Source organism: Streptomyces sp. Tue6028, from assembly GCF_002300165.1.
GTDB classification, from domain to species: domain Bacteria; phylum Actinomycetota; class Actinomycetes; order Streptomycetales; family Streptomycetaceae; genus Streptomyces; species Streptomyces siamensis.
In genome coordinates, this window is the sequence record NZ_MLCE01000005.1 from 11,966 (window position 1) to 35,653 (window position 23,688).

25 protein-coding genes are annotated in these 23,688 nt (G+C 72.8%); 17 read left to right on the forward strand and 8 right to left on the reverse strand.

Translation table 11 applies throughout. The features are described from left to right. The 3 genes from BKI49_RS03805 to BKI49_RS36285 are packed head-to-tail and all read left to right on the forward strand — an operon-like array spanning position 1 to position 2,162. Complete coding sequence (locus BKI49_RS03805) at positions 1–1,521, forward strand: hypothetical protein (RefSeq protein ID WP_095932761.1); 1,521 nt, start codon at positions 1–3, stop codon at positions 1,519–1,521. After that, positions 1,518–2,039, forward strand: coding sequence for a hydrogenase maturation protease (locus BKI49_RS03810; RefSeq protein ID WP_095932762.1), 522 nt, complete (start codon positions 1,518–1,520; stop codon positions 2,037–2,039). The genes BKI49_RS03805 and BKI49_RS03810 overlap by 4 nt, the downstream gene beginning before the upstream one ends. A gap of 18 nt (positions 2,040–2,057) precedes the next feature. Next, positions 2,058–2,162 (forward strand): DUF6893 family small protein, encoded by a 105-nt coding sequence (locus tag BKI49_RS36285; protein WP_373557516.1) that lies wholly within the window; start codon positions 2,058–2,060, stop codon positions 2,160–2,162. On the opposite strand, the gene BKI49_RS03815 is transcribed toward BKI49_RS36285, so the two are convergent. Next, positions 2,138–2,776, reverse strand: coding sequence for a helix-turn-helix transcriptional regulator (locus tag BKI49_RS03815; RefSeq protein ID WP_095932763.1), 639 nt, complete (start codon positions 2,774–2,776; stop codon positions 2,138–2,140). The genes BKI49_RS36285 and BKI49_RS03815 overlap by 25 nt on opposite strands. Before the next feature lie 88 nt (positions 2,777–2,864). Here BKI49_RS03815 and BKI49_RS03820 point away from each other — a divergent pair, with 88 nt between their 5' ends. The 8 genes from BKI49_RS03820 to BKI49_RS03855 all read left to right on the forward strand — a co-directional run bounded on the left by BKI49_RS03820 (position 2,865) and on the right by BKI49_RS03855 (position 11,095). Further along, the gene (locus BKI49_RS03820) at positions 2,865–3,302 is read left to right on the forward strand and encodes a hydrogenase maturation nickel metallochaperone HypA/HybF (RefSeq protein ID WP_095932915.1); all 438 of its coding nucleotides are present in this window, start codon (positions 2,865–2,867) and stop codon (positions 3,300–3,302) included. Then, positions 3,286–4,254, forward strand: coding sequence for a hydrogenase nickel incorporation protein HypB (gene hypB, locus BKI49_RS03825; RefSeq protein WP_095932764.1), 969 nt, complete (start codon positions 3,286–3,288; stop codon positions 4,252–4,254). Before BKI49_RS03820 ends, hypB begins: the two co-directional genes overlap by 17 nt. Beyond that, positions 4,251–6,629: a carbamoyltransferase HypF gene (hypF, locus tag BKI49_RS03830; RefSeq protein WP_095932765.1), complete on the forward strand. Its 2,379-nt coding sequence runs from the start codon at positions 4,251–4,253 to the stop codon at positions 6,627–6,629. Before hypB ends, hypF begins: the two co-directional genes overlap by 4 nt. A 36-nt stretch (positions 6,630–6,665) precedes the next feature. Next, positions 6,666–7,058: a HypC/HybG/HupF family hydrogenase formation chaperone gene (locus BKI49_RS03835; protein ID WP_257004609.1), complete on the forward strand. Its 393-nt coding sequence runs from the start codon at positions 6,666–6,668 to the stop codon at positions 7,056–7,058. Continuing rightward, the gene (hypD, locus tag BKI49_RS03840) at positions 7,055–8,173 is read left to right on the forward strand and encodes a hydrogenase formation protein HypD (RefSeq protein WP_095932766.1); all 1,119 of its coding nucleotides are present in this window, start codon (positions 7,055–7,057) and stop codon (positions 8,171–8,173) included. Before BKI49_RS03835 ends, hypD begins: the two co-directional genes overlap by 4 nt. Then, positions 8,166–9,236, forward strand: a complete 1,071-nt coding sequence (gene hypE, locus BKI49_RS03845) for a hydrogenase expression/formation protein HypE (RefSeq protein WP_095932767.1) — start codon at positions 8,166–8,168, stop codon at positions 9,234–9,236. The genes hypD and hypE overlap by 8 nt, the downstream gene beginning before the upstream one ends. A 197-nt stretch (positions 9,237–9,433) precedes the next feature. After that, positions 9,434–9,790, forward strand: coding sequence for a DUF779 domain-containing protein (locus BKI49_RS03850; protein ID WP_095932768.1), 357 nt, complete (start codon positions 9,434–9,436; stop codon positions 9,788–9,790). Positions 9,791–9,865: 75 nt separating this feature from the next. After that, on the forward strand, positions 9,866–11,095 hold the full coding sequence (locus BKI49_RS03855; protein WP_257004610.1) for a phosphodiester glycosidase family protein: 1,230 nt from the start codon (positions 9,866–9,868) through the stop codon (positions 11,093–11,095). Positions 11,096–11,117: 22 nt separating this feature from the next. Here BKI49_RS03855 and BKI49_RS03860 read toward each other — a convergent pair whose 3' ends face one another. The 6 genes from BKI49_RS03860 to BKI49_RS03885 all read right to left on the reverse strand — a co-directional run bounded on the left by BKI49_RS03860 (position 11,118) and on the right by BKI49_RS03885 (position 16,634). After that, the gene (locus BKI49_RS03860; protein WP_095932770.1) at positions 11,118–11,312 is read right to left on the reverse strand and encodes a hypothetical protein; all 195 of its coding nucleotides are present in this window, start codon (positions 11,310–11,312) and stop codon (positions 11,118–11,120) included. A 315-nt stretch (positions 11,313–11,627) separates the two neighbouring features. After that, positions 11,628–12,491, reverse strand: coding sequence for a phosphatidylinositol-specific phospholipase C/glycerophosphodiester phosphodiesterase family protein (locus BKI49_RS03865; protein ID WP_095932771.1), 864 nt, complete (start codon positions 12,489–12,491; stop codon positions 11,628–11,630). Positions 12,492–12,672: 181 nt separating this feature from the next. Continuing rightward, on the reverse strand, positions 12,673–13,767 hold the full coding sequence (locus BKI49_RS03870; protein ID WP_095932772.1) for an acyl-CoA dehydrogenase family protein: 1,095 nt from the start codon (positions 13,765–13,767) through the stop codon (positions 12,673–12,675). Beyond that, on the reverse strand, positions 13,764–14,945 hold the full coding sequence (locus BKI49_RS03875; RefSeq protein ID WP_095932773.1) for an acyl-CoA dehydrogenase family protein: 1,182 nt from the start codon (positions 14,943–14,945) through the stop codon (positions 13,764–13,766). The genes BKI49_RS03870 and BKI49_RS03875 overlap by 4 nt, the downstream gene beginning before the upstream one ends. Next, entirely contained in the window at positions 14,942–15,919 is a 978-nt protein-coding gene (locus tag BKI49_RS03880) for an NADPH:quinone oxidoreductase family protein (protein ID WP_095932774.1), read from the reverse strand. The genes BKI49_RS03875 and BKI49_RS03880 overlap by 4 nt, the downstream gene beginning before the upstream one ends. Before the next feature lie 118 nt (positions 15,920–16,037). Continuing rightward, positions 16,038–16,634 (reverse strand): helix-turn-helix domain-containing protein, encoded by a 597-nt coding sequence (locus BKI49_RS03885; protein ID WP_095932775.1) that lies wholly within the window; start codon positions 16,632–16,634, stop codon positions 16,038–16,040. 77 nt (positions 16,635–16,711) lie between these two features. Between BKI49_RS03885 and BKI49_RS03890 the strand changes: the two genes are divergently transcribed. From BKI49_RS03890 to BKI49_RS03910, 5 genes are all read left to right on the forward strand, one after another. After that, complete coding sequence (locus tag BKI49_RS03890) at positions 16,712–17,650, forward strand: NAD(P)/FAD-dependent oxidoreductase (RefSeq protein WP_095932916.1); 939 nt, start codon at positions 16,712–16,714, stop codon at positions 17,648–17,650. Between the two features lie 258 nt (positions 17,651–17,908). Further along, entirely contained in the window at positions 17,909–19,447 is a 1,539-nt protein-coding gene (locus BKI49_RS03895) for an ATP-dependent DNA ligase (protein ID WP_095932776.1), read from the forward strand. After that, positions 19,444–19,908, forward strand: coding sequence for an NUDIX hydrolase (locus BKI49_RS03900; RefSeq protein ID WP_095932777.1), 465 nt, complete (start codon positions 19,444–19,446; stop codon positions 19,906–19,908). The genes BKI49_RS03895 and BKI49_RS03900 overlap by 4 nt, the downstream gene beginning before the upstream one ends. A 75-nt stretch (positions 19,909–19,983) precedes the next feature. Next, the gene (locus BKI49_RS03905) at positions 19,984–21,378 is read left to right on the forward strand and encodes an NADP-dependent succinic semialdehyde dehydrogenase (RefSeq protein WP_095932778.1); all 1,395 of its coding nucleotides are present in this window, start codon (positions 19,984–19,986) and stop codon (positions 21,376–21,378) included. A gap of 25 nt (positions 21,379–21,403) precedes the next feature. Continuing rightward, on the forward strand, positions 21,404–21,643 hold the full coding sequence (locus tag BKI49_RS03910; protein WP_028800367.1) for a DUF6213 family protein: 240 nt from the start codon (positions 21,404–21,406) through the stop codon (positions 21,641–21,643). A gap of 37 nt (positions 21,644–21,680) precedes the next feature. Here the strand turns inward: BKI49_RS03910 and BKI49_RS03915 are convergent, their stop codons facing one another. Further along, positions 21,681–22,448 (reverse strand): transcriptional regulator, encoded by a 768-nt coding sequence (locus BKI49_RS03915; RefSeq protein ID WP_095932779.1) that lies wholly within the window; start codon positions 22,446–22,448, stop codon positions 21,681–21,683. A 120-nt stretch (positions 22,449–22,568) separates the two neighbouring features. Between BKI49_RS03915 and BKI49_RS03920 the strand changes: the two genes are divergently transcribed. Continuing rightward, positions 22,569–23,684, forward strand: coding sequence for a type III polyketide synthase (locus BKI49_RS03920; protein ID WP_257004611.1), 1,116 nt, complete (start codon positions 22,569–22,571; stop codon positions 23,682–23,684). Positions 23,685–23,688 lie beyond the last annotated feature (4 nt).

The following is a 23,688-nucleotide window of genomic DNA, read 5'->3' on the forward strand; positions in this document are numbered from 1 at the left end:
ATGCGCAATCCCCTGGAGGACGGCTTCGGACAGGCCCGCGCGGTCGCCGACGCCGTCCTGTTCGAGGGGTACGTCCTGTACCCGTACCGCGCCTCGTCCGCCAAGAACCAACTGCGCTGGCAGTTCGGCGTCCTGGTGCCACCCGCCTGGGCCGCCACCGGCGGGGAGCACGCCGTCCAGCGCACCGAGGTCCTGCTGGAGCCCCGGTCCGGTGACCGGCTCCACGCCGAGCTGCGCTTCCTGCACGTGCGGCGGCGCACGGTCGAACGGCTCGGTTCCGACGGCCGCTACACGGAGGTGGCCGAACTGGAGCTGCCCGACCGGGTGCTGGTCCCCTGGGACGAGGGCCACGAGGAACGCGTCCTGATCCACGCGCCCTTCGACGAGCTGACGGAACCTCAAGCAGCCGCCCGCGTGGTGAAGTTCGACCTGCCGCCCGCCACCGAGCGCGAGCCCATCACGGACGCCGAGGGCCGGACCGTGGGCCGGCTCGTCCGGCACCGGGAGCGGCTGTCCGGCGAGCTGCGCCCCCTCGTCGAGGAACTCCCTGGCCCCTACCGGGTGTTGCGGCTCACGGTCGGCGTGCACAACACCACGGACGCCGACGTCGCCGACCGTACGGAGGCACTCGCCCACAGCATGATCGGCACCCATCTGCTGCTCGGCGTGCCCGGCGGACGGTTCCTGTCGATGACGGACCCGCCGGAGTGGGCCCGCCCGGCCGTCGCGGAGTGCCACAACGAACACACCTGGCCGGTGCTGGCGGGGCCGCCCGGCGCGGAGGAGATCATGCTCTCCTCGCCGATCATCCTGGAGGACCATCCGGCCCTCGCCGACGAGAGTCCGGGCCCGCTGTACGACGCCACCGAGATCGACGAGATCCTCTCGCTGCGCACGGCCGCGCTCACCGAGCGGGAGAAGCGCGAGGCACGTGGCACGGACGCGCGCGCCGCCGAGGTCGTCGACCTGGTCGACAGCATGCCGCAGGCGGTGCAGGAGCGGCTGCACGGGGCGATCCGTGGTCTGCGCGAGGTCACGGGGGAACCCGGTCCCGAAGAATTCGCCCCGGCCGGGCCGGTCCCCGCGCGGGCCGGGCCGGGCCTCGCGACGGCCGGTGCGAGCTCCGGAGCCGCCGATACGTACCCGGCGCCGGCGGAACCGGGATTCTCGCCCGCCGCGACCGGCCTGACCCTGCCGGACGGCCCCGGACACCCCTGGTGGGACCCCGCGCAGGACCCCGCCGAGGAGGAGGTGCCGGCCGCCGTCGTCATCGACGGCCGGACCGTGCGCGCCGGAAGCAGGGTGCTGCTCACGCCGGGCACCCGGCGCTCGGACGCCCAGGACGAGTTCCTCTTCGGCCGGCGCGCCACGGTCGAGGCGGTCGTCGGAGACTTCGACGGCGAGACACATCTCGCGGTGGTCGTGGACGACGACCCGGGCACCGACCTGCGCCGCGCACAGGGCCGCTTCCTGTACTTCCGGCCCGACGAGGTGGCCCCGCTGGAGGAGGAGACACCATGACCGAGCCGGACAGGACACGCCGGATCCTGGTGGCGGGAGTCGGCAACGTGTTCCTTCAGGACGACGGATTCGGCGTGGAGACGATCCGGCGGCTCGCGGACCGTGCCGGTGAACTGCCACCCGGCACCGAGCTCATGGACGCCGGCATCCGGGGTGTGCACCTCGCGTACCGCCTGCTGGAGGGCTATCACACCCTCGTGCTCGTGGACGCCGTCAGCCGTGGCGGCCGGCCCGGCACGCTGTACACCGTCGACGTCGGACCCGAGCCGCCCGCCGCCCCGTCCGCGCCGATGGACAGCCACGCCATGGACCCCGCGAGCGTCCTGGCGCTGCTGCACGACCTGCACGCCGGTGCGGGCGGCACCCTCCCCGAAGCGGTCTACGTCATCGGCTGCGAACCGCGCGCCACGGACGAGGGCATGGGTCTGACCGCGCCGGTGGCCGAGGCGGTGGAGACCGCCGCGGACCTGGTGCTCGACCTGGTGCGCCGCGACACCTCCGTACCCCAGAGGAGCTGACGAACGATGGAGGCAACCATGGAATGGACATGGGTGGGCGTCGCCGCGGGCCTCGTACTGGCCTACGGAGTCGCCAGGAACCTGCCGGACATGCGCCGTTACCTGCGCATGCGGCGCATGTGATCCCTGATCAGCGCCTCGGTCTCCCGCAACTGCCCGTCGGTGGGCCGCGATCCGTCGACGGGCCGGGGACCACCGGGACGCGATCCGTCGACGGGCCGGGCACCATCGGCGGGCCGGGGGCCGTCGGCGCCCCGCGTGCCTCGCGCGCGTCCGTCGGCCGCCGCCCCGGGCCCGCCCGCACCCGGCGCCCGCCGGCCGGTACCGGACCCGGACGCGTCGGCGGACGGCCGGCGCGCGGCGGGGCCGGGGGCTCCACCGCGCCCGTCCCGGCCGCCGACGTCCTCAAGCTGCACATACCGTTCGAGGAAGAGGTGGAGGGTGCTGTGCAACTCCCCCAGGCGCACGAACCACAGCGCGAGGTCCATCGCACCCTGCTGGGTGATCGCGTAGACACGGCGCGCGGGACCGCTCGCGGAGGCGTGCCAGCGCGAGGTGACCTCGCCGCTGCTCTCCATGCCGCGCAGCAGCCGGTACACGTGTGCCGGATCGGTGTCGGCGCAGCCGAATCCGCCCAGGCGTTGCACCAGCTCGTAGCCATGGCCTTGACGCTCGGCCAGGAGCAGGAGAAGCACCGGGGTGAGCAGAGCGCGCCGTTCGACGTCATGCCCAGTCATGGTCCTCTCAGCCTAGCCAGCCGGGCGCGACCCACAATTTCGCAGAGCGCGCGGCCGGCCCGCGCAGGGACCCGGGCGGGTGTCGCCGGTGCATGAGCTCTCCATCGCCGTCGCGGTCGTCGAACAGGTCGAGGAGGCCCTGCGGGGACAGGGCTCCGCGGTCGAGTCGCTGACCCTGCGGATCGGCGAACTCGCCGGTGTGGTGCCTGAGGCCCTGGACTTCTCGTTCGGGCTCGCCACGGAGGGAACCGCGCTGGCGGGGGCACGGCTGCTGATCGAGACTGTTGAGGCGCGGGCGCGCTGCGACGGGTGCGGCCGCGAGGCCCCCACCGGGATGCCTCCCGTGCTGTGGTGTGCCGACTGCGGGAGCACGCTGACCCTGCTCGGCGGCCGGGAGCTGGAGATCGTCCGGGTGGTGGTCGCCGACGGAAGCCCGGACGGTGGAACCCCGCGCGGCGGGCCGCGGGCCACCCCGGCGACGGACCGGACGGACGACCAGGAGACGAGCCATGTGCCGCACCGTTGACCTTCATCAGGCCGTCCTCGCCAAGAACGACGAGAACGCGCTGACCCTGCGGGGCTATCTGGGCGACCGGGGCACCACCGCGGTGAACCTGCTGTCCAGTCCCGGCAGCGGCAAGACGGCCCTCCTGGAGCGGCTGTTGGCCCGTGCCGTGGCCGAGGGCACTCCCGCCGCGGCGGTCACCGCGGACCTGGCCACCGAGAACGACGCGACCCGGCTCGCCCGTTCGGGTGCCCCGGTGCGGCAGATCCTCACCGACGGGCTCTGTCATCTGGAGGCGGGCATGCTCCAGCGGCAGCTGGACGGCTGGCTGCCCGAGGGCACCCGGATCCTGTTCGTCGAGAACGTCGGCAATCTCGTCTGCCCCGCCTCCTACGACCTCGGCGAGACCCTGCGCATCGCGCTCGCCTCGGTGACCGAGGGCGAGGACAAGCCCGTCAAGTACCCGACGGCCTTCGGGCTCGCGCATCTCGTGGTGGTGACCAAGACCGACATCGCGGACGCCGTCGGCTTCGACCGTGAGGCGTTCCTGCGCGGCGTCGAGCAGGTCAATCCCGGGGTGCCCGTCCTGGAGACCTCCGCGCGCACGGGCCGGGGCGTCGACGCGCTGCTGGCCCACGTGCTGCGCTGCGCGGCCGGCGACGCGCCGCACACGCCCGTGCTCGCGCGGGAGCACGCCCGGCACCTGCACAGCCACGAGCACGAAGCCGGACCCGCACAGTCGAACGGACACCACCCGCAGACGGCGGGGCAGCCGCCGTCCGGCCCTGGGCACTCGCACCCGACGGATCACGGGCCGCACGGCCCTGAACACTCGCGCGCGGACAATCACCGGCCGCACAGCTCTGAGGCCCCGCACCCGACGGATCACCACGCGTCCGGCCCGGGAGACCCGCACACCGCGGACCACCCCGTCGGCCCGGGACGCCCGCACGAGCAGGAGCCCGCCAGGTGAGTCCGTCCCCGGGGCGCGAGCGCAGGCACATCACCGTCAGGGGCGTCGTCCAGGGAGTCGGCTTCCGGCCGTTCGTGTACACCCTCGCCGAGCAACTCGGCCTGACCGGCTGGGTCACCAACAACGCGCAGGGCGTCGAGGCCGAGGTGGAGGGGCCGGCCGCCGCCGTCGCGGAATTCTGCGAGCGCGTCGGGACCCGGCCCCCGCCGCTCGCCGTCGTCGAGTCGGTCGAGCAGCGTGTCGTGCCGCCGGAGAACGACGGCTCGGTGTTCACCATCCGGCCCTCCGCCGGCGGCCCGGGCCGCACACTGGTCTCTCCGGACACGGCCACCTGCGACGCCTGTCTGAGCGAGCTCGCCGACCCGGCCGACCGGCGCCACCGGCATCCGTTCATCACCTGCACGCACTGCGGTCCGAGGTTCACCATCGTCACCTCGCTGCCCTACGACCGGGACCGGACCACCATGGCCGGGTTCCCGATGTGCGCCGACTGCGCGGGCGAGTACACCGATCCGGCCGACCGGCGCTTCCACGCCCAGCCGATCGCCTGCCCGGCCTGCGGCCCGCGGCTCACCCTGCGGACCGGGCCGCACGACGTCGACGGGCCGCGCGACGCGGCGGCACTGGCCGAGGCCCGCCGGATGCTGGCCGAGGGCGCCGTGGTCGCGGTGAAGGGGCTCGGCGGCTACCACCTGGCGTGCGACGCGGGCGACCCCTCGGCCGTGCGCACCCTGCGCAAGCACAAGAACCGGGGCGACAAGCCGTTCGCCGTGCTGGCGGACTCCCTGGAGACCGTGGAGCGGCTGGCTCTGGTGGGCGACGCCGAGCGGGAGTTGCTGCTCGGGCCGCGCAAGCCGGTCGTCCTCCTGCGGCGCCGGACGTCCGCGTGCGCCGACGTGGCCGCGGCGGTCGCCCCCGGCAGCCCCGACCTCGGGGTCATGCTGCCGTACACGCCGCTGCACCGGCTGCTGCTCGGGCTGCCCGGAGATCCTCCCGGCCCGGCCGTCCTGGTCATGACCAGCGGCAACCGGTCGGGCGAGCCGATCGTCACGGACGACGCCGAGGCGCTGACCCGGCTGGAGGGGCTGGCCGACGCCTGGCTCGCCCACGACCGCCCCATCCACGTACCGTGCGACGACTCGGTGGTGCGGGTGTGCGCCGGCGCCGAACTACCGGTGCGCCGCTCACGCGGGTACGCCCCGTTCCCCATCGCCCTGCCGGTACCGGTGGTCCCGGCCCTGGCCACCGGCGGCGACCTCAAGAACACCTTCTGCGCCGGTGACGGCCGCTACGCCTGGCTGTCCGCACACGTCGGCGACATGGACGACCTGGCGACGCTGAACGCCTTCGAGCGGGCCACCGGGCAGCTGACGGACCTCACCTCCGTCGCACCGCGGCTGCTGGTCGCCGACCGCCACCCCGGCTACCGCTCCACCCAGTGGGCGCACCGCGAGGCCCGGGCGCGTGACCTGCCGCTGCGTCAGGTGCAGCACCACCACGCCCATGTCGCCTCCGCCATGGCCGAGCACGGGCTGGACGGCTCCGAGCCGGTCGTCGGGATCGCCTTCGACGGGACGGGGTACGGCGACGACGGTGCCGTGTGGGGCGGCGAGGTGCTGCTCGCCGACTACGACGGATACCGCAGGTTCGCCCATCTGGGCTATGCGGCCCTGCCGGGCGGCGACGCCGCCGTGCGCAACCCCTACCGGATGGCGCTGTCCCACCTGCGTACGGCGGGTCTGCCCTGGTCGGAGGAGCTGCCGTGCGTCGGGGCCGCCACGCCGGAGGAACGCCGGCTGCTGCGACGGCAGCTGGAGCGGAACCTCAACTGCGTGCCCACCTCCAGCATGGGCCGGCTGTTCGACGCGGTGTCCTCGCTGGCGGGCGTCTGTCACCGGGTGGAGTACGAGGCGCAGGCGGCGATGGAGCTGGAGAACGCCGCGCTGGAGGACCTGTCCGGCGCCTCCGGGTCGCCCGCCTGCCTCCTCGACGACGGGCGAAAAGGCGCGTACCGGTTCATGCTGAGACCGGTCCGTCAGGACCCGGAGGCACCGTTGGTCGCCGATCCGGCGCCGGTGCTGGCCGCTGCCGTCGCGGATGTCCGCGCCGGGGTCGCGGCCGGTCCGGTGGCGCGTCGGTTCCACGCGGCGGTGGTCTCCCTCGTCCAGGAGGTGTGCGCGGTGGCACGGGAACGCACCGGCATCGGCACGGTCGCCCTCAGCGGTGGCGTGTTCTGCAACGCCCTGCTGACCGAGGGCTGCTGCGCCGTTCTGGAACGGGACGGCTTCTCCGTCCTGCGGCACCACAGGGTTCCCCCCAATGACGGCGGTCTCGCGCTCGGGCAGCTGATCGTCGCCGCCCGCGCCACGCGGTAGCGCGGGAGTACTGCACGAGCGAGGCAGGAGCGACTCATGTGTCTGGCCGTACCCGGCCGAGTGCTGAAGATCGAGGAACGTGACGCGACGCGGATGGCCAAGGTGGACTTCGGCGGTGTCGTCAAGGACGTGTGTCTGGAGTACGTGCCGGACATGCAGGTCGGTGACTACGCCATCGTTCATGTCGGGTTCGCCCTGCAACGGCTGGACGAGCGGTCGGCGAAGCAGACCCTGGAGCTCTTCGAGAGCCTCGGGGTCCTGGAGGAGGAGTTCGGCGACGCCTGGGGCAAGGCCGCCAGGGATGCGGGCACCCAACGCCCCGCCGGTACCGAACTCCCGGACACCGGAACCGCCCCCACCAACGGCGCCCGGCCCGGCCACGACGGGCCCGCCGCCGAGGACAGTGCCGACAAGGAGGCGCGGTCATGAAGTACCTGGACGAGTTCAGCGACCCGGTCCTCGCCAAGCGGCTCTTCGACGACATCAGGGCGGTCACCACACGGCCCTGGTCCCTCATGGAGGTCTGCGGCGGGCAGACGCACTCGATCATCCGTCACGGCATCGACCAGCTGCTGCCCGAGGAGATCCAGCTGATCCACGGGCCGGGCTGTCCGGTGTGCGTGACGCCTCTGGAGATCATCGACAAGGCGCTGGAGATCGCCTCCCGCCCGGACGTGATCTTCTGTTCCTTCGGGGACATGCTCCGAGTGCCCGGCAGCGGACGTGACCTGTTCAAGGTCAAGAGCGAGGGCGCGGACGTTCGGGTCGTGTACTCCCCGCTGGACGCGCTGAGGATCGCCCAGGAGAACCCGGACCGTCAGGTCGTCTTCTTCGGCATCGGCTTCGAGACCACGGCCCCGCCCAACGCGATGACCGTCTACCAGGCCAAGAAGCTGGGCATCACCAACTTCAGCCTGCTGGTCTCCCACGTCCGGGTGCCGCCGGCCATCGACGCGATCATGAATTCTCCGGACTGCCGGGTCCAGGCGTTCCTCGCCGCGGGCCACGTCTGCACGGTCATGGGCACCGCCGAGTATCCGGAACTGGCCGAGCGGCACCGGGTGCCCATCGTGGTGACCGGCTTCGAGCCGCTCGACATCCTGGAGGGCATCCGCCGGGCGGTGCGGCAGCTGGAGTCGGGCCGGCACACCGTGGAGAACGCCTACCCCCGGGCCGTTCAGGCCGACGGCAGCCCCGCGGCGCGCGCCATGCTGGCCGACGTCTTCGAGGTGACCGACCGGGCGTGGCGCGGCATCGGCACGATCCCGCAGAGCGGCTGGCGGCTGTCGCCCAAGTACCGCGACTACGACGCCGAGCACCGCTTCTCGGTCACCGGCATCGAGACCGAGGAGTCGACGGTGTGCCGCAGCGGCGAGGTCCTCCAGGGCCTCATCAAGCCGCACGAGTGCGCGGCGTTCGGCAAGGAGTGCACACCGCGCAATCCGCTGGGCGCGACCATGGTCTCCAGCGAGGGCGCGTGCGCCGCCTACTACCTGTACCGGCGGCTGGACGCCCCGAACAAGGAGGCGAGCAGCGTTGTCTGACACCGCTTCGGCACCCGTCGACTTCTCGTCCTGGACCTGCCCGGCGCCGCTGCGCGACCACGACAGGATCGTGATGGGGCACGGCGGTGGCGGCACGCTCTCCGCCGAGCTGGTGGAGCACCTGTTCGCGCCGGCCTTCGGCAGCGACGTACTCGCCGAACTGGGCGACTCCGCGCGGCTCCACCTGGACGGCGCCCGCCTGGCGTTCTCCACCGACTCCTTCGTCGTCCGTCCGCTCTTCTTCCCGGGCGGCAGCATCGGGGACCTCGCGGTGAACGGCACGGTCAACGACCTGGCGATGGCCGGGGCCGTGCCCGCCTACCTCTCCTGCGGGTTCATCCTGGAGGAGGGCGTCGAACTGGCCGTCGTGGGACGCGTGGCCGAGGCTCTCGGCGAGGCGGCCCGTACCGCCGGGGTGACCGTGGCGACCGGTGACACCAAGGTGGTCGACGCGGGGCACGGGGACGGCATCTTCATCAACACCGCCGGGATCGGTGTGATCCCGGCGGGCGTGGACATCCGTCCGCAGCGCGCGACCCCCGGAGACGTGGTGCTCGTCAGCGGCCCCATCGGGGTGCACGGCGTGGCCATCATGAGTGTGCGGGAGGGGCTGGAGTTCGGCGTCGAGATCCAGAGCGACACGGCGTCGCTGGCCGGTCTGGTCGCGGAGATGCTGGCCGTCTGTCCGGACCTCCATGTGCTGCGCGACCCGACCCGCGGCGGCCTGGCCACCTCCCTGAACGAGATCGCGGGAGCGGCGAACGTCGGTGTCAGGCTCGACGAGCGCTCACTGCCCGTGCCGGACACGGTCGCCAACGCCTGTGCGTTCCTGGGCCTGGACCCGCTGTACGTGGCCAACGAGGGCAAGCTGGTGGCGTTCGTGCCGCCCGAGCACGCCGATGCCGTGCTCGCGGCCATGCGCGCCCATCCGCTCGGCAAGGAGGCCGTGGCGATCGGCCACTGCGTCCCGGATCATCCCGGCATGGTCGTGACGGCCACCGGGCTGGGCGGCACCCGCGTCGTGGACATGCCGCTGGGCGAGCAGTTGCCCCGCATCTGCTGACGACCGGCACATCAGGTCCCGAGGCCGGCCTCGGTGACGTCTCCCGCGCACGGCGGGCGTCACCGGGGCCGGTCTCTTGTGGAACCGGCCCCGTGTGCAACCCTCTCGCAACCTCCCGGATGGTCGGCTGAGCGGTGGCCCGGCCGTGGTGCGCCGTCGGTGGGGTCACCGCATCCGTGACCCGACGGGGAGAGCCGATGGATGTCGTCCCGCGCGTGGAGCTGACGCCCGCCGCAGCCGAGCTGGTACGGCGGCTGAGCGCCCTCCACGGACCGTTGATGTTCCACCAGTCGGGCGGCTGCTGCGACGGCAGTGCGCCCATGTGTTATCCGAACGGCGAGTTCCGCACCGGCGGCTCCGACGTCCTGCTCGCCGATCTGGAGGTCGAGGGCCTCGACGACCCGGTGTCCTTCTGGATGTCCAGGAGCCAGTACGAGCTGTGGAGCCATACGCGGCTGATCGTGGACGTCGTGTCGGGCCGGGGCAGTGGCTTCTCCCTGGAAGCACCCGAAGGAGTGCGTTTCCTGATCCGTTCCCGGGTCGTCGGCGCCTAGCCATCGGCGCGGGCGCCGCCGTCTGGTGCAATTCCCCTGAGTCCTGCGAAAGTTGACGAGACCTCAGGGGGCACTGTGACGCGTCGTGACGGACGGCTCAGAACGGCACTGACGGTATTCACGGCATGCGGAGCGCTGGCCGGTGCCGCCCTGGTGGGGGCGGCACCGGCCAGCGGCGCGGAGGACGGCACCGCGATCGCGCCCGGCGTGGAGTACACCCAGCTGGACATCCAGGGGGCCAAGGGGGTGACGCACGCGCACGTGCTCGACATCGACCTGCGCGACCCCCGTGTACGCGTCGGACTGCTCCACCCGGGCGCCGTGGCGTCCCGGGCACCGGTCTCCCGGCTCGCCGACGCGCAGGGCGCCGTCGCGGGAGTCAACGGCGACTTCTTCAACATCACGGAGACCCAGCATCCGGGTGTGGAGGCGACCGGCGCGACCGTGGGCCCGGCGATCGCGGGCGGTCACGCGCTCAAGGCGGCCGTGCCGAACGGGCAGCGCTTCGGCCCAGCGCTGCCGCCCGGCACGACCACCGAGGACGTGTTCGGCGTGGGCGTCGACCGCAGGGCCCGGCTGGACGGTCTGGCGCTCGACGGCTCCGTGCGCAGCCACGAGGGACGGTGGCCGCTGGGCGGGCTCAACCAGTACGCGCTGCCGGAGGGTTCGATCGGCGCGTTCACATCGGACTGGGGCAGTGTCTCCCGGGTGCGGGCCACGTGCGGCACGGACGCCGAGCGGGCGGCGCCGTGCAGCACGGACACGTACGAGGTGACGGTCGAGGGCGGACGGGTCGTGTCGGCGGCCGACGCCCCTGGTGCGGGTCCCGTCGCGTCGGGCAGCACGGTGCTGGTGGGCCGGGAGGCGGGCGCCCAGTTGCTGCGGAAGCTGTCCGTGGGCGAGCGGGTCACGGTGCGGCACCGCCTGGTGGCGGAGGCCTCTCGCATCCCGTACCGCATGGCGCTGGGCGGCTACCCGATGCTCGTCGACGGCCGTCCGCTGCCGGGGCTGGACGACACGGCCGCGGCGGTGCGGACCGCGGTGGGCATCGCGGACCACGGCCGGCGGATGCTGCTCCTCGCCCTGGACGGCGCGCCCGAGTACCGCAACGGGCTCACGATCGCGGAAGTGACGGAGACGATGCGGCAGTTGGGCTCGCAGGACGCGTTCAGCCTGGACGGCGGGGGATCCAGCACGATGGTCGCCCGGCAGCCGGGGGCGGACGCGGTCGGTGTCCTCAACCATCCGAGCGGTGGCGCCGAACGCCCCGTGCCGAACGGCATCGGCGTGTTCTCGCGTCCCTGACCACCGGGTCCGCCGGAGCGGGTCAGGGCCGCAGGCTGCCCACGATGTCCGCGGTGGCCGTGAGCCCGCTGAGGATGGTCGGGGCCATGCTCGTGCTGGCCAGGTAGAAGCCGAGCAGCACACAGACCAGGGCGTGGGAGATCTTCAGTGCGCCGTTGCGCAGGAAGACCACCGCCAGGATCAGGAGCAGCAGCACCACAGAGATGGAAATCGCCATCGTCAACCTCCTCCACCACGTCCGCTTCGCGGCGTTCGGCCGTAAGTGTGGCGTAGCGAAGGGTTCGTCCGGGCGGCTGACCTGTCCTCCGAACGAGTGGTTCTCGCACCCGGCCGCCCGGCGGCGGGCGACCGGGTGCGCGGGTGGTGACTAGGGGGTTTTCGTTTTTTTCAGGTCGGATCAGTCTGCGGCGTCCGGTGCGGTGCATCGCAAGACGGAGGACCACCCGCGTACTGGGCGTACTCGGGTGGTCCGACAACGCGGCGAGGTGCCGTGCCGGGCCCCGCGGACCCGGGCCGATCCAAACGAAACCCCCTAGGCCCGCCGGCGGGCGTCCAGGAACGTCTCCAGGCCTGCCAGGTCGTCCGTGTTCAGATAGTCGACGTCGGCGGCGAGCAGTTCGCCCCACAGCGCGTCACGGGCCGGGCCCGCCAGATCGGGTGTCGCCCAGAAGCGGACCTTCTGCCGGCGTCCGTGCGCCGCCGCGATGATGCCGCGCAGCTTCTCGCGTTCGGCCGCCGGGAACGGGCCGTCACCCAGCCAGCTGAAGTTCAGGGTCCAGTTGTCGCTGATCAGCGGGACGAACGAGGCGGGGGCCGTGGTGCCCAGGTCGCTGAGGCGCCCGTCGTAGAAGGCGCGCCGCACGGTCTGGGCCTCCATCGGCGCGCGGGCGGCCCGGTCGCCGGAGATCACCGCCGTGACCGGTCCGGGGTGCACCCGGCCGTGCGCGTAGGTGGTGAACAGATGGCGGTAGCGGCGCAGGTGACGGTCGAGTTCGAGGTACGTCGACGCGCCCTCGGTCTTGATGTCGACGAGCAGTTGCAGGGGTTCGCGGTAACCGCGGTACACCGAGCCGTGGTTGGACTTGACGCGGGCGGCGAGGGGTTCGAGGTACAGGGATTCGAGGGTGCGGGTCGGGTCGAGGTCGACGGGGTCGTGGGCGACGAGGAGCTGATCGCCGACGAGGTAGATGTCGGCCTCGACGCTGCCGAACCGGTGGTCGAGGGCGTCGTACAGGGGGCGCGGGTGCTCGTAGTCGTTGTGGGCGTGAGCGCGCCACAGCGGGCGGGGGCCGTGGTGGCCGCCGCCCGCCCACGCCTGCGTGGCCGGCAGTGCGACCGCGCCGGCGAGGGCGGCGCCGATGGTGGTGAGGGCTCTGCGACGGGTGGTGAGGGCCATGCTCTGCCTCCCTTTGAGGGCCGGGTGGGACCGAAGCGAGTATGCGTTCGGTCGGGGCCCAAGAGGCCTCATCGTGCGGGGAGTTGGCTGGACTGCCGCCCTCTGTTCACTTCTCGGGGCAGCCCGCACGACAAAGCCCGCCCCAGGTGGGGCGGGCTTTCCCGGACGGGCCGGCGGCAGGTCAGGGCGCGCGCAGGTCGACCAGTTCGGCCAGCGCCTCGCGGTGGGCGCCCGCCGTGCCGTACGCCAGGGAGTCGGCCTTGGCCCGCTTCAGATACAGGTGCACGGGGTGCTCCCAGGTCATGCCGATGCCTGCGTGCAGCTGGAGCGCCTCCTCGGCGGCGTGCACCGCGACCGGAGCCGCGTAGGCCTGGGCCACCGCGACCGCGACGTCGGCGTCCCCGCTGCCGGTGGCGAGAGCGTCGGCGGCGTTGCGGGCGGCGGCACGCAGGTTGACGACCTCCAGCCACAGCTGTGCCAGCCGGTGCTTGAGCGCCTGGAAGCCGCCGACGGGCCGGTTGAACTGCTTGCGCTCCTTCAGGTAGCGCACCGTCTCCGTCAACGACCATTCGGCCAGGCCGAGTTGTTCGGAGGCCAGCAGTCCGGCACCGGCGCGCAGGGCCCGTCGCACGGCCGGCTCCGCGTCGCCCAGCCGTCGGCCCTGGGCCCCGTCGAGGCCGACGGTGGCGACGGGCCGCGTCAGATCGAGGGACACCCGCGGGGTGACCGTCGCGGACTCCGCGTCCACGGCGTACAGCCCGCCGTCCTGCGCGGGCACCAGCAGCACGTCCGCGGCGACGGCGTCCGCGATGCCGGTCAACTCGCCGTGCAGCAGGCCGTCTTCCAGCCGTACGGTGCTGAAGGCGGCGCCCGGCGCGGTGCCGAGGCTCACGGCGAGCACTCCGACGGTCCGTCCGGAGGCCAGCCGGGCCGTCAGCTCGTCGTCCTCGCAGGCCAGCACGGCCTCGGTGGCCACCACCGCGCTGCTCAGATAGGGCACGGGGGCGACGGCGCGCCCGAGCTCCTCCAGGACGACGGCGGCTTCACGGTGCGTGGCGCCCTGGCCGCCCCGGGCCTCGGGCACCAGGAGGCCCGCCAGCCCCATCCCGGCCGACAGCGCCTTCCACAGCTCGGGGTCGTGCGGTGTGTGCGACTCGGTGCGGGCGATGACGCCCGCCGCGTCGCAGCGGTCGGTGAGGAGGTCGCGGACGGCGGCGCGCAGCGCCTCTTCCTCCTCCGAGTAGAGCAGATCGGGCTGGGTGCTCTGCGTTGTCATCGGGCGAGGTCCTTCCACGCGACGTCCTTGTCCGTGCGCGGCTCGGACGGCAGTCCCAGGACGCGTTCGGCGACGATGTTGAGCAGGACCTCGCTGGTCCCGCCCTCGATGCTGTTGCCCTTGGAGCGGAGATAGCGGTAGCCGGCGTCGCGGCCGGTGAAGTCGACGAGCTCGGGCCGTCGCATCGTCCAGTCGTCGTAGAGCAGGCCCTCCTCGCCGAGGAGTTCGACCTCCAGGCCGGAGATCTCCTGGTTGAGCCGGGCGAAGCCCAGCTTCATGCCGGAGCCCTCGGGGCCGGGCTGGCCCGCGACGAGCTGCTGGCGCAGCCGCTCGCCGGTGATGCGGGCGACCTCGGCCTCCACCCACAGCTTCAGCAGCCGCTGATGCAGGTCGTGGGTACGCAGTTCGGGGCGCTCGCGCCAGGTCCTCGAGACCGGCCCGATCATGCCGCCCTCGCGCGGGATGCGCATCCCGCCGATGGACACGCGCTCGTTCATGAGCGTGGTCTGCGCGACCTTCCAGCCGTCGCCGACGTCGCCGAGGCGCCGAGAGTCGGGGATGCGGACGTCGGTGAGGAAGACCTCGTTGAACTCGGCCTCGCCGGTGATCTGGCGCAGCGGCCGGACCTCGACGCCCGGGTCGGTCATGTCGCAGACGAAGTAGGTGATGCCCCGGTGCTTGGGCACGTCCGGGTCGGTGCGGGCGATGAGGATGGCCCAGCGGGCCACATGGGCGCTGGACGTCCACACCTTCTGCCCGTTGACCACCCAGGTGTCGCCTTCGCGGACCGCCCGGGTGCCGAGCGCGGCGAGGTCGGAACCGGCGCCGGGCTCGCTGAAGAGCTGGCACCAGACCTCCTCCCCGGTCCACAGGGGCCTGAGGAAGCGTCGCTTCTGTTCCTCGGTGCCGAAGCCGAGGATCGTGGGCGCCGCCATGCCGAGGCCGATGCCGATGCGCCGCGGGTCGTTGTCGGGGGCTTCGGCAGCCTCCAGTTCGGCGTCCACGACGGCCTGGAGGGTGCGCGGGGCACCGAGTCCGCCGAGGCCCTCCGGGTAGTGCACCCAGGCCAGGCCGGCGTCGAAGCGCGCCCGGAGGAAGTCCGTGCGGTCGGTCGTGGCGGGCGGGTGCGCGGCCAGCAACTCCTGAGTGCGGCGGCGCAGTTCGGCTGCGTCGGTCATGCTGCGGCTCCATTCTCCAGTGCGGGGAGCACGGCGATCCGTCCGGTGGTGACACCGTCGGCGACGCGCTGCACGGCGGCTGCCGCCCCGCTCAGCGGCACGCGCTCGCTCACCAGCGGCTTGACGGCACCCCGGGCGGCGAGCTCGGTGAGCTGCTCGTGGCAGTGCTGGACCAGCTTCGGGTTCTTGGTGTTGTACAGACCCCAGTGCAGGCCGAGGATCGAGTAGTTCTTCACGAGGGCGTGGTTCAGCGCGGGGCTGGGGATCGTGCCGCTCGCGAAGCCCACGACGACGATCCGGCCCTCGAAGGCGACGACCTTCGTGGACTGGGTGTAGGCCTCGCCACCGACGGGGTCGTAGACGACGTCGGCACCCCGGCCGCCGGTGGCCTGCTTGACCGCGGCGACGACGTCCTCGGCGCGGCGGTCGATCACCACGTCGCAGCCCAGCTCGCGGGCCACGGCGGCCTTGTCGGCGCCGCCGACGACGCCGATGACGGTGGCGCCCGCCGCCTTGCCGAGCTGCACGGCCGCGCTGCCGACCCCTCCTGCGGCAGCGTGGACGAGCAGGGTCTCGCCGGCCTCCAGGCGGGCGCGGCGGTGCAGGCCGAACCATCCCGTCTGGTAGCCGATGTGCAGCGCGGCGGCCTCGGCGTCGTCGAGGGCCTCCGGCGCGGGCAGCAGGGCGGCGGCGTCCGCGATCGCGTACTCGGCGAATCCGCCGTGCGGCAGGGCCGGGTTGGCGATCACGCGGCGTCCGTCCTCGGTCTCGCCGCAGATCTCCACGCCGGGGGTGAAGGGCAGCGGCGGCCTGACCTGGTACTGGCCGCGGCAGAGCAGCGCGTCCGGGAAGTTGATGTTCGCGGCGCGCACCTTCAGCAGGACCTGGCCGTCACCGGGCGTGGGCCGCTGCACCTCCTGGAGGCGCATCGCCTCGCTCGGCTCGCCGTTCTGGTGCACTTGCCATGCCTGCATGCGGGGCCTCCAGGGGATGCGTCTCGGTGTCCGGCGTCTGGACCGCGGTCGATCGCATACTAAGCGGTCGCTTGCCCACCTGGGAACAGGCGGCGCCGGTCCTCTTCGACACGCTCCGTCAGTCGCCCCGCCCGCGCCGGGAGGGCCGCGCCCGGACATGCATCCGCTCCCCCTGCGCGCCGAACAGGCTCAGGAACTCCACGGGCCCCTCCCCCGTGGACCCGAACCAGTGCGGTACGCGGGTGTCGAACTCGGCGGCCTCGCCCGGCCCGAGCACCACGTCGTGCTCGCCGAGCACCAGCCGCAGCCGCCCCGACAGCACGTACAGCCACTCGTAGCCCTCGTGGACCCGTGGGTCCGGCTCCATGCGCCGCTTCGGTTCGAGCACCTTGTAGGCCTGGAGCCCGCCGGGCTGACGGGTCAGCGGCCAGTGGGTGCGCCCGTACCGCACGATCGGCTCGGCCCGAACGCGCGGGTCGCCCACCGGCGGCGCGCCGACGAGCTCGTCCAGCGCCACCTGGTGCGCCCGCGCGATCGGCAGCAGCAGTTCCAGGCTGGGTTTGCGCAGCCCGGACTCCAGGCGGGAGAGCGTGCTCACCGAGATGCCCGTCGCCTCGGACAGTCCCGCGAGGGTCGCGCCCCGCTCCTTGCGGATCCGCCGCAGCCGCGGCCCGACCTCGGCCAGCACCTCGTCCGTCTCCGTGTCCTCACTCATGCTCGTATTGCAGGATCGGCAAAGCCATTTGTCAATTCGGCGGGACTCGCGGGACCTTCTCGGTGGAGGTGGTCACCATGACCGAGAGGTACGAAGTCGTCGTCGTGGGCGGCGGCACGGCGGGACTGTCCGCGGCGCTGGTCCTCGGCCGGGCCCGGCGCCGCACGCTGGTCGTCGACGCGGGCGAGCCCCGCAACGCGCCCGCCGCGCACATGCAGGGCTATCTGTCGCGGGACGGCATGCCGCCCGCCGAGTTCCTCGCCGAGGGACGGCGCGAGGTCGAGGGGTACGGGGTCGCACTGGTCCGGGACCGCGTGGTGGACGTGGCCCGGGACGGCGCCGGCGAGTTCGACGTCACGCTCGCGGACGGGCGGCCGGTGCACGCTCGCCGGCTGATCGTCACGACCGGACTGGCCGACGAACTGCCGTCGGTGCCGGGGGTCGCCGAGCGGTTCGGGCGGGACGTGCTGCACTGCCCGTACTGCCACGGCTGGGAGGTGCGCGACGAGGCCTTCGGCGTGCTCGCCACCACGCCCATGAGCGTGCACCAGGCGCTGATGGTGAGCCAGTGGTCGAAGGACGTGACGCTCTTCCTGCACACCGTCCGCGAGGACGAGCTGACGGACGACGACCTGCGCCGGCTGGCCGCGGCGGGCGTCGCCGTGGTGCCGGGCGAGGTCGCGGAACTGGTGGTCGGGGGCGACCGGCTCACCGGGGTGCGGCTCGCGGACGGCACGACGCACGCCCGTTCGGTGCTGTTCGTCGCACCGCGCGCCGTCCCGCGGACCGGCCTGCTGGAACGACTGGGCGCCGAGCTGCGGGAGACCCCGTTCGGAACGTATCCGGTGATCGACGAGACGGGGCTGACGAGCGTGCCCGGCGTCTGGGCCGCGGGCAACGCGATCGGCTTCGCGGAACAGGTCGTGAACGCGGCGAGCGGCGGCTACCGGGCGGCGGCCACGCTCAACGGCGAGCTGCTCTTCACGGACCTCGACGCGGCCGTGGCGCGGGGCTGAACCAGGGAGCGGCCACCCGCCGTGGCGCGGGGCTGAACCGGGGAGCGGCCACCCGCCGTGGCACGGGCCTGAACCAGGGAGCGGCCACCCGCCGTGGCACGGGCCTGAACCAGGGAGCGGCCACCCGCCGTGGCACGGGTCTGAGGGGCGGCCCGCCCGCCGTGACGGGCCTGAGCCCGGCCGGACGCCGACAGGAGCCGCCCGCACGGCGTGCCCCGCAGGGGTGTGCCCGCGGCGTGTGCGTTGCACCATGGCTGCATGCTGCTGAGCCGGCTCGCCCAAGTCTCGCAGGAGGTCGCCGCCACCTCGGCGCGGTCCCGGAAGATCGGGCTGCTCGCCGAGCTGTTCCGGGACGCCGACGCGGACGACGTCCCGATCGTGATCCCGTACCTCGCGGGCCGGCTGCCCCAGGGGCGGCTCGGCGTCGGCTGGAAGGTGCTGAGCCGGCCCGTCGCCCCGGCCGCCGAGCCCGCACTCACCGTGCGGGAGGTGCACGCGCTGCTCACCGAGCTGGGTGAGATCTCCGGCACCGGCGCGCAGGAGCGCAGGGCACGCCTGGTGGGGGAACTGATGGCGGCGGCCACCGTCGAGGAGCAGCGCTTCCTGCTCGGGCTGATCACCGGGGAGGTGCGGCAGGGCGCGCTGGACGCGGTCGCCGTGGAGGGGCTCGCCCGGGCGACCGGGGCGCCCGCCGCCGACGTCCGGCGAGCGGTGATGCTCGCCGGTTCGCTGCAGACGGTGGCGCAGGCCCTGCTGGCACAGGGCACGGCGGCCCTGGAGGAATTCCGGCTGACCGTGGGCCGCCCGGTCCTGCCGATGCTGGCGCACACGGCGGCCTCCGTGTCCGAGGCCGTGGACAAGCTGGGCGTGTGTGCCGTCGAGGAGAAGCTCGACGGCATCCGCGTCCAGCTGCACCGCGACGGCGACGACGTACGCGTGTACACCCGGACCCTGGACGACATCACCGACCGCCTGCCCGAGCTCACCGGGGCCGCGCTGGACCTGAAGGGCGAACGGTTCATCCTGGACGGCGAGGTGATCGCGCTGGACGGGGCGGGGCGCCCGCGGTCCTTCCAGGAGACGGCCGGACGCGTGGGCTCCCGCGTGGACGTGGTCACGGCCGCGCGGACCGTGCCCGTCTCTCCCGTCTTCTTCGACGCGCTGTCCGTCGACGGACAGGACCTGCTGGACCTGCCGTTCGCCGAACGGCACGCGGAGCTGGCGCGGCTGGTGCCCGAGCCGATGCGGGTGCGGCGCACGCTCGTCGACGGCCCGGCGGACCTCTCCGCGGCGGAACGGTTCCTCGCCGACACGCTGGAACGCGGCCACGAGGGGGTCGTGATCAAGGCGCTCGACGCCCCCTACAGCGCGGGCCGGCGCGGTGCGTCCTGGCTGAAGGTCAAGCCGGTGCACACCCTCGACCTGGTCGTCCTGGCGGCCGAGTGGGGCCATGGACGGCGCACCGGCAAGCTCTCGAACCTGCACCTGGGCGCGCGGGACGCGGACGGGTCCTTCGCGATGCTCGGCAAGACCTTCAAGGGCATGACCGACGTCATGCTCGCGTGGCAGACCGAGCGGCTGCGGGAGCTGGCCGTCGAGGACGACGGTCACGTGGTGACCGTACGGCCCGAACTCGTCGTCGAGATCGCGTACGACGGTCTCCAGCGGTCCACCCGCTACCCGGCCGGTGTCACCCTGCGTTTCGCGCGCGTCGTGCGATACCGCGAGGACAAGGCCGCGGCCGAGGCGGACACGGTCGCGACGCTGCTGGCCACGCATCCGGAGGTCACGCGATGAGGGGGAGGCACAGCGCGGGGCTGCTGCTGTTCCGACGCACCGACGACGGCCTGGAGGTCCTGCTCGGCCACATGGGCGGCCCGTTCTTCGCGCGACGCGACGCCGGGGCCTGGACCGTCCCGAAGGGCGAGTACGAGGCCGACGAGACCCCCTGGGCCGCGGCGCGCCGTGAGTTCCAGGAGGAGCTGGGGCTGCCGCCGCCGGACGGGCAGGCGCTGCCGCTCGGCGAGGTCACCCAGACCAACGGCAAGGTCGTCACGGCCTGGGCGATCGAGGCGGACCTGGACCCGGCGTCCGTCGTCCCCGGCACCTTCGAGATGGAGTGGCCGCCCAAGTCGGGCCGGCGGCAGGAGTTCCCCGAGCTGGACCGGGTGGAGTGGCTCGGCCTGGACCGGGCGCGGACGCTGATCGTGAAGGCGCAGGGGGAGTTTCTCGACCGGCTCGCCGAGCACTCGTCCTGAGCGGCGCACTCTGCGTTGCGGTGTCGGGTGCGGCGCGGGAGGGTCGAAGACACAACCCGCTCCAGGAGGTCGGCCATGCCCATCGCGACGGTGAACCCGGCGAACGGCGAGACGCTCAAGACGTTCGACGCCCTGAGCGCGGAGGAGATCGAGCGCAGGCTCGCGATCGCCGAGTCCGCGTTCCGCACCCACCGCACCACGTCCTTCGCCGAGCGGGCCAGGTTGCTGCACCGGGCCGCCGACCTCCTCGACGAGGACCTGCAGACCATCGGCCGGGTGATGACCACGGAGATGGGGAAGCCGGTCAAGCAGGCCCGCGCGGAGGCCGCGAAGTGCGCGAAGGCGATGCGCTGGTACGCGGACCATGCCGAGCGTCTGCTGGCCGACGAGGAACCCGACCCGTCCGACGCCAAGGACTCCGGTGCCTCCCGGGTCCTGGTGCGGTACCGGCCGCTGGGCCCCGTCCTGGCCGTCATGCCGTGGAACTTCCCCCTGTGGCAGGTCGTCCGGTTCGCCGCGCCTGCGCTGATGGCGGGCAACGTGGGCCTGCTCAAGCACGCCTCGAACGTCCCGCAGACCGCCCTGTACCTGGAGGACCTGTTCCGCCGGGCGGGCTTCGCCGAGGGCTGCTTCCAGACGCTGCTGATCGGCTCGGGCGCCGTCGAGGGCGTCCTGCGCGACCCGCGTGTGAAGGCGGCCACGCTGACCGGGAGCGAGCCCGCGGGCCGGGCGGTCGCGTCGGTGGCCGGCGACGAGGTGAAGAAGACGGTCCTGGAGCTTGGCGGCAGCGACCCGTACGTCGTCATGCCGTCGGCGGACATCGACCGGGCGGCGCGGATCGCGGTGACGGCCCGGGTGCAGAACAACGGGCAGTCGTGCATCGCGGCGAAGCGGTTCATCGTGCACGCGGACGTGTTCGACGCCTTCGCCGAGCGGTTCACGGCGGGCATGGAGGCGCTGAAGGTCGGCGACCCGCTGGACGAGGACACGGACGTCGGTCCGCTCTCCACCGAGCAGGGCCGCAGCGACCTGGAGGAACTGGTCGACGACGCCGTGGAGAACGGCGCGAACGTGCTGTGCGGCGGCGAACGTCCCGAGGGATACCGAGACCGGGGCTGGTTCTACGCGCCGACGATCCTCGCCGACATCACCCCGCAGATGCGCATCCATCAGGAGGAGGCCTTCGGGCCGGTGGCCACGCTCTACCGCGTGGCGGACCTCGACGAGGCGGTGGCCGTCGCCAACGACACGCCGTTCGGGCTGAGTTCGAACGTGTGGACTCGTGACGAGGGCGACGTGGACCGGTTCGTCCGCGACCTGGAGGCCGGCGGGGTGTACGTCAACGGGATGACGGCGTCGCACCCGGCGTTCCCGTTCGGCGGGGTGAAACGGTCCGGCTACGGACGTGAGCTGTCCGAGCACGGAATCCGCGAGTTCTGCAACATCACCACGGTATGGCACGGAGCGTGAGCGTTCCGCAGTTACGATCCCCTCTGTGAACCGCGAAGTGACCCTGCCTCTGATCGTCGACGACCGCGGAACGTTGCAGGTGGCGGCCGCCGACGTCAGCAAGCTGCTGCGCACGGTGGGCGGCCGGTGGCTGCATCTGGTGGAGGCCGGCCAGGACGGGCTCGACGAGGACACCGTGGCCGCGCTCACGATCGAACTGGCCAAGCTGGCCGACCGCATCGACGTGGCCTGCATCGCGCACAGCAGCGGCACGAGGGGCGACTGACGCACCCTCGGGCCCGGCCGCGCGGGCCGGGCCCGGCTCAGGCGACCCGCTGGTCCAGCTCCCACAGGGCGTGCCAGAACCTCGACTCGTAGGCCTGGAGCAGCCGGCCGAAGCGGTGCACCTCCTCCTCCGAGATCCGCCCGGCGTCGAGCCCTTCCTGCACCGCGGCCAACGCGCGCCGCTCCAGCTCGGGAGCGGGCTCGGCGAAGAGGTCGAAGAAGCCGCAGGCCTCGTCGTCCAGTCCGTAGTGACGGCGCAGCGCATCGGCGATCGTGCCGCAATAGCCGCCCCACGCGGCGAAGTTGGCGCTGAGCGCCAGGACCACGTCGACCGGGGAGCCGTTCAGGGCGAGCCACGCGACATAGGCCGGATAGGCCTGGCAGTCCGGCAGCCACTCGTGCGCCGCCCGCTCCTCGTCGGCCCCGACCGCGGCGGCGTAGGCGCCCAGCCGATCCTGGGCCAAGGCCTCACCTTCGGCGAGCAGCGTGAAGTACGCGGCGCTCGCCGGGGCCGCGCCCTCGCCCGCCGTGGCCGAGCCCCGGGGGCCCGGCTCTCCGCGCACCGCCGCCTCCTGGGCCGCGCCTGCCGGCACCGCGGACGTCGCCGCCCCCGCCGACCGTTCGGCCAGATGCAGGAAGGCGCGCCGGTCCGCGGCGATCACATGGGACTGTTCGAGGGCCAGCGCGGCCAGCGTGGTCCGCCGCGCGGCGCCCCGCGCGATCAACGGCAGAAGACGGTTGGCACGAGGGTCCGGGGCGAGCTTCCCGGTCGTGCTCTCCAGCAGTTCCCTGGCCGTCCGCATCATCGGGCACCCCTTCGGTTTCGACTGCTCCGAGGCCCTTTCCAACAGGGTCCCACGCCCACACAAAGATCCCCTCAATGGAGTAACCCGACGAGATATCGCCGCTCGGACGGGTGATCGTGGGTGAACCACCCGGAGGGCGCAGCGCCCACCGGAAGGCGAAAGAAGGCGCGCACCATGGCGACTTTGTGCAGACCCTCGGTATCGGTCCCGGAGTACGTGATCACGATGGAGGAGACGCTGGAGCTGGCGCGCTCCCGTCACGAGGATCACCCCCAACTGCCGCTGGCACTCAGGCTCATCGAGAACACAGGCGTCAAGACCCGGCACATCGTCCAGCCCATCGAGGAGACGCTGAAGCACCCGGGTTTCGAGGAGCGCAACAAGGTCTACGAGAGTGAGGCCAAGGCGCGGGTACCCGCCGTCGTACAGCGGGCACTTGACGACGCCGAGCTGCTCACCACCGACATCGACGTGATCATCTACGTCTCGTGCACCGGGTTCATGATGCCCTCGCTCACGGCGTGGCTGATCAACTCGATGGGCTTCAGCAGCGACACACGGCAGATACCCATAGCCCAGCTGGGCTGCGCCGCGGGAGGCGCCGCGATCAATCGGGCGCACGACTTCTGCACGGCGTACCCCGACGCCAACGCACTCATCGTGGCCTGCGAGTTCTGCTCGCTGTGCTACCAGCCGACCGACCTCGGCGTCGGATCCCTGCTGTCCAACGGCCTGTTCGGCGACGGCATCGCCGCCGCGGCCGTCCGAGGCAACGGCGGCACCGGCATCGAGCTGGAGCGCAACGGCTCGTACCTGATCCCCAAGACCGAAGAGTGGATCATGTACGACGTCCGCGCGACGGGCTTCCACTTCCTGCTCGACAAGCGGGTGCCCGGCACGATGGAACCGCTCGCCCCCGCCCTGCACTCGCTCGCGCGGCAGCACGGCTGGGACGCCTCCGACCTGGACTTCTACATCATCCACGCGGGCGGTCCGAGGATCCTCGACGACCTCAGCAAGTTCCTCGAAGTCCCGCCGGACGCCTTCCGGTTCAGCCGGGCGACCCTCACCGAGTACGGCAACATCGCCAGCGCCGTGGTGCTGGACGCGCTGCGCCGGCTCTTCGAGGAGGGCGGCGCCGAGCACGCCTCGCGCGGACTGCTCGCGGGCTTCGGTCCCGGCATCACCGCGGAGATGTCCCTGGGTCGCTGGAACACCGGCGACAGGACGGCGTGAGGGC

Excerpts from the sequence above, each read along its gene's own strand:
- BKI49_RS03865 (WP_095932771.1), bottom strand. The coding sequence starts at position 12,491 with ATGGCCCTCACCACCCGTCGCAGAGCCCTCACCACCATCGGCGCCGCC.
- hypB (WP_095932764.1), top strand. The coding sequence starts at position 3,286 with ATGTGCCGCACCGTTGACCTTCATCAGGCCGTCCTCGCCAAGAACGAC.
- BKI49_RS03875 (WP_095932773.1), bottom strand. The coding sequence starts at position 14,945 with ATGACCGACGCAGCCGAACTGCGCCGCCGCACTCAGGAGTTGCTGGCC.
- BKI49_RS03835 (WP_257004609.1), top strand. The coding sequence starts at position 6,666 with ATGTGTCTGGCCGTACCCGGCCGAGTGCTGAAGATCGAGGAACGTGAC.
- BKI49_RS03905 (WP_095932778.1), top strand. The coding sequence starts at position 19,984 with ATGCCCATCGCGACGGTGAACCCGGCGAACGGCGAGACGCTCAAGACG.
- BKI49_RS03870 (WP_095932772.1), bottom strand. The coding sequence starts at position 13,767 with ATGACAACGCAGAGCACCCAGCCCGATCTGCTCTACTCGGAGGAGGAA.
- BKI49_RS36285 (WP_373557516.1), top strand. The coding sequence starts at position 2,058 with ATGGAATGGACATGGGTGGGCGTCGCCGCGGGCCTCGTACTGGCCTAC.
- BKI49_RS03880 (WP_095932774.1), bottom strand. The coding sequence starts at position 15,919 with ATGCAGGCATGGCAAGTGCACCAGAACGGCGAGCCGAGCGAGGCGATG.
- hypD (WP_095932766.1), top strand. The coding sequence starts at position 7,055 with ATGAAGTACCTGGACGAGTTCAGCGACCCGGTCCTCGCCAAGCGGCTC.
- BKI49_RS03900 (WP_095932777.1), top strand. The coding sequence starts at position 19,444 with ATGAGGGGGAGGCACAGCGCGGGGCTGCTGCTGTTCCGACGCACCGAC.
- BKI49_RS03885 (WP_095932775.1), bottom strand. The coding sequence starts at position 16,634 with ATGAGTGAGGACACGGAGACGGACGAGGTGCTGGCCGAGGTCGGGCCG.
- BKI49_RS03805 (WP_095932761.1), top strand. The coding sequence starts at position 1 with ATGCGCAATCCCCTGGAGGACGGCTTCGGACAGGCCCGCGCGGTCGCC.
- BKI49_RS03850 (WP_095932768.1), top strand. The coding sequence starts at position 9,434 with ATGGATGTCGTCCCGCGCGTGGAGCTGACGCCCGCCGCAGCCGAGCTG.
- BKI49_RS03860 (WP_095932770.1), bottom strand. The coding sequence starts at position 11,312 with ATGGCGATTTCCATCTCTGTGGTGCTGCTGCTCCTGATCCTGGCGGTG.
- BKI49_RS03890 (WP_095932916.1), top strand. The coding sequence starts at position 16,712 with ATGACCGAGAGGTACGAAGTCGTCGTCGTGGGCGGCGGCACGGCGGGA.
- BKI49_RS03895 (WP_095932776.1), top strand. The coding sequence starts at position 17,909 with ATGCTGCTGAGCCGGCTCGCCCAAGTCTCGCAGGAGGTCGCCGCCACC.
- BKI49_RS03810 (WP_095932762.1), top strand. The coding sequence starts at position 1,518 with ATGACCGAGCCGGACAGGACACGCCGGATCCTGGTGGCGGGAGTCGGC.
- BKI49_RS03915 (WP_095932779.1), bottom strand. The coding sequence starts at position 22,448 with ATGATGCGGACGGCCAGGGAACTGCTGGAGAGCACGACCGGGAAGCTC.
- BKI49_RS03815 (WP_095932763.1), bottom strand. The coding sequence starts at position 2,776 with ATGACTGGGCATGACGTCGAACGGCGCGCTCTGCTCACCCCGGTGCTT.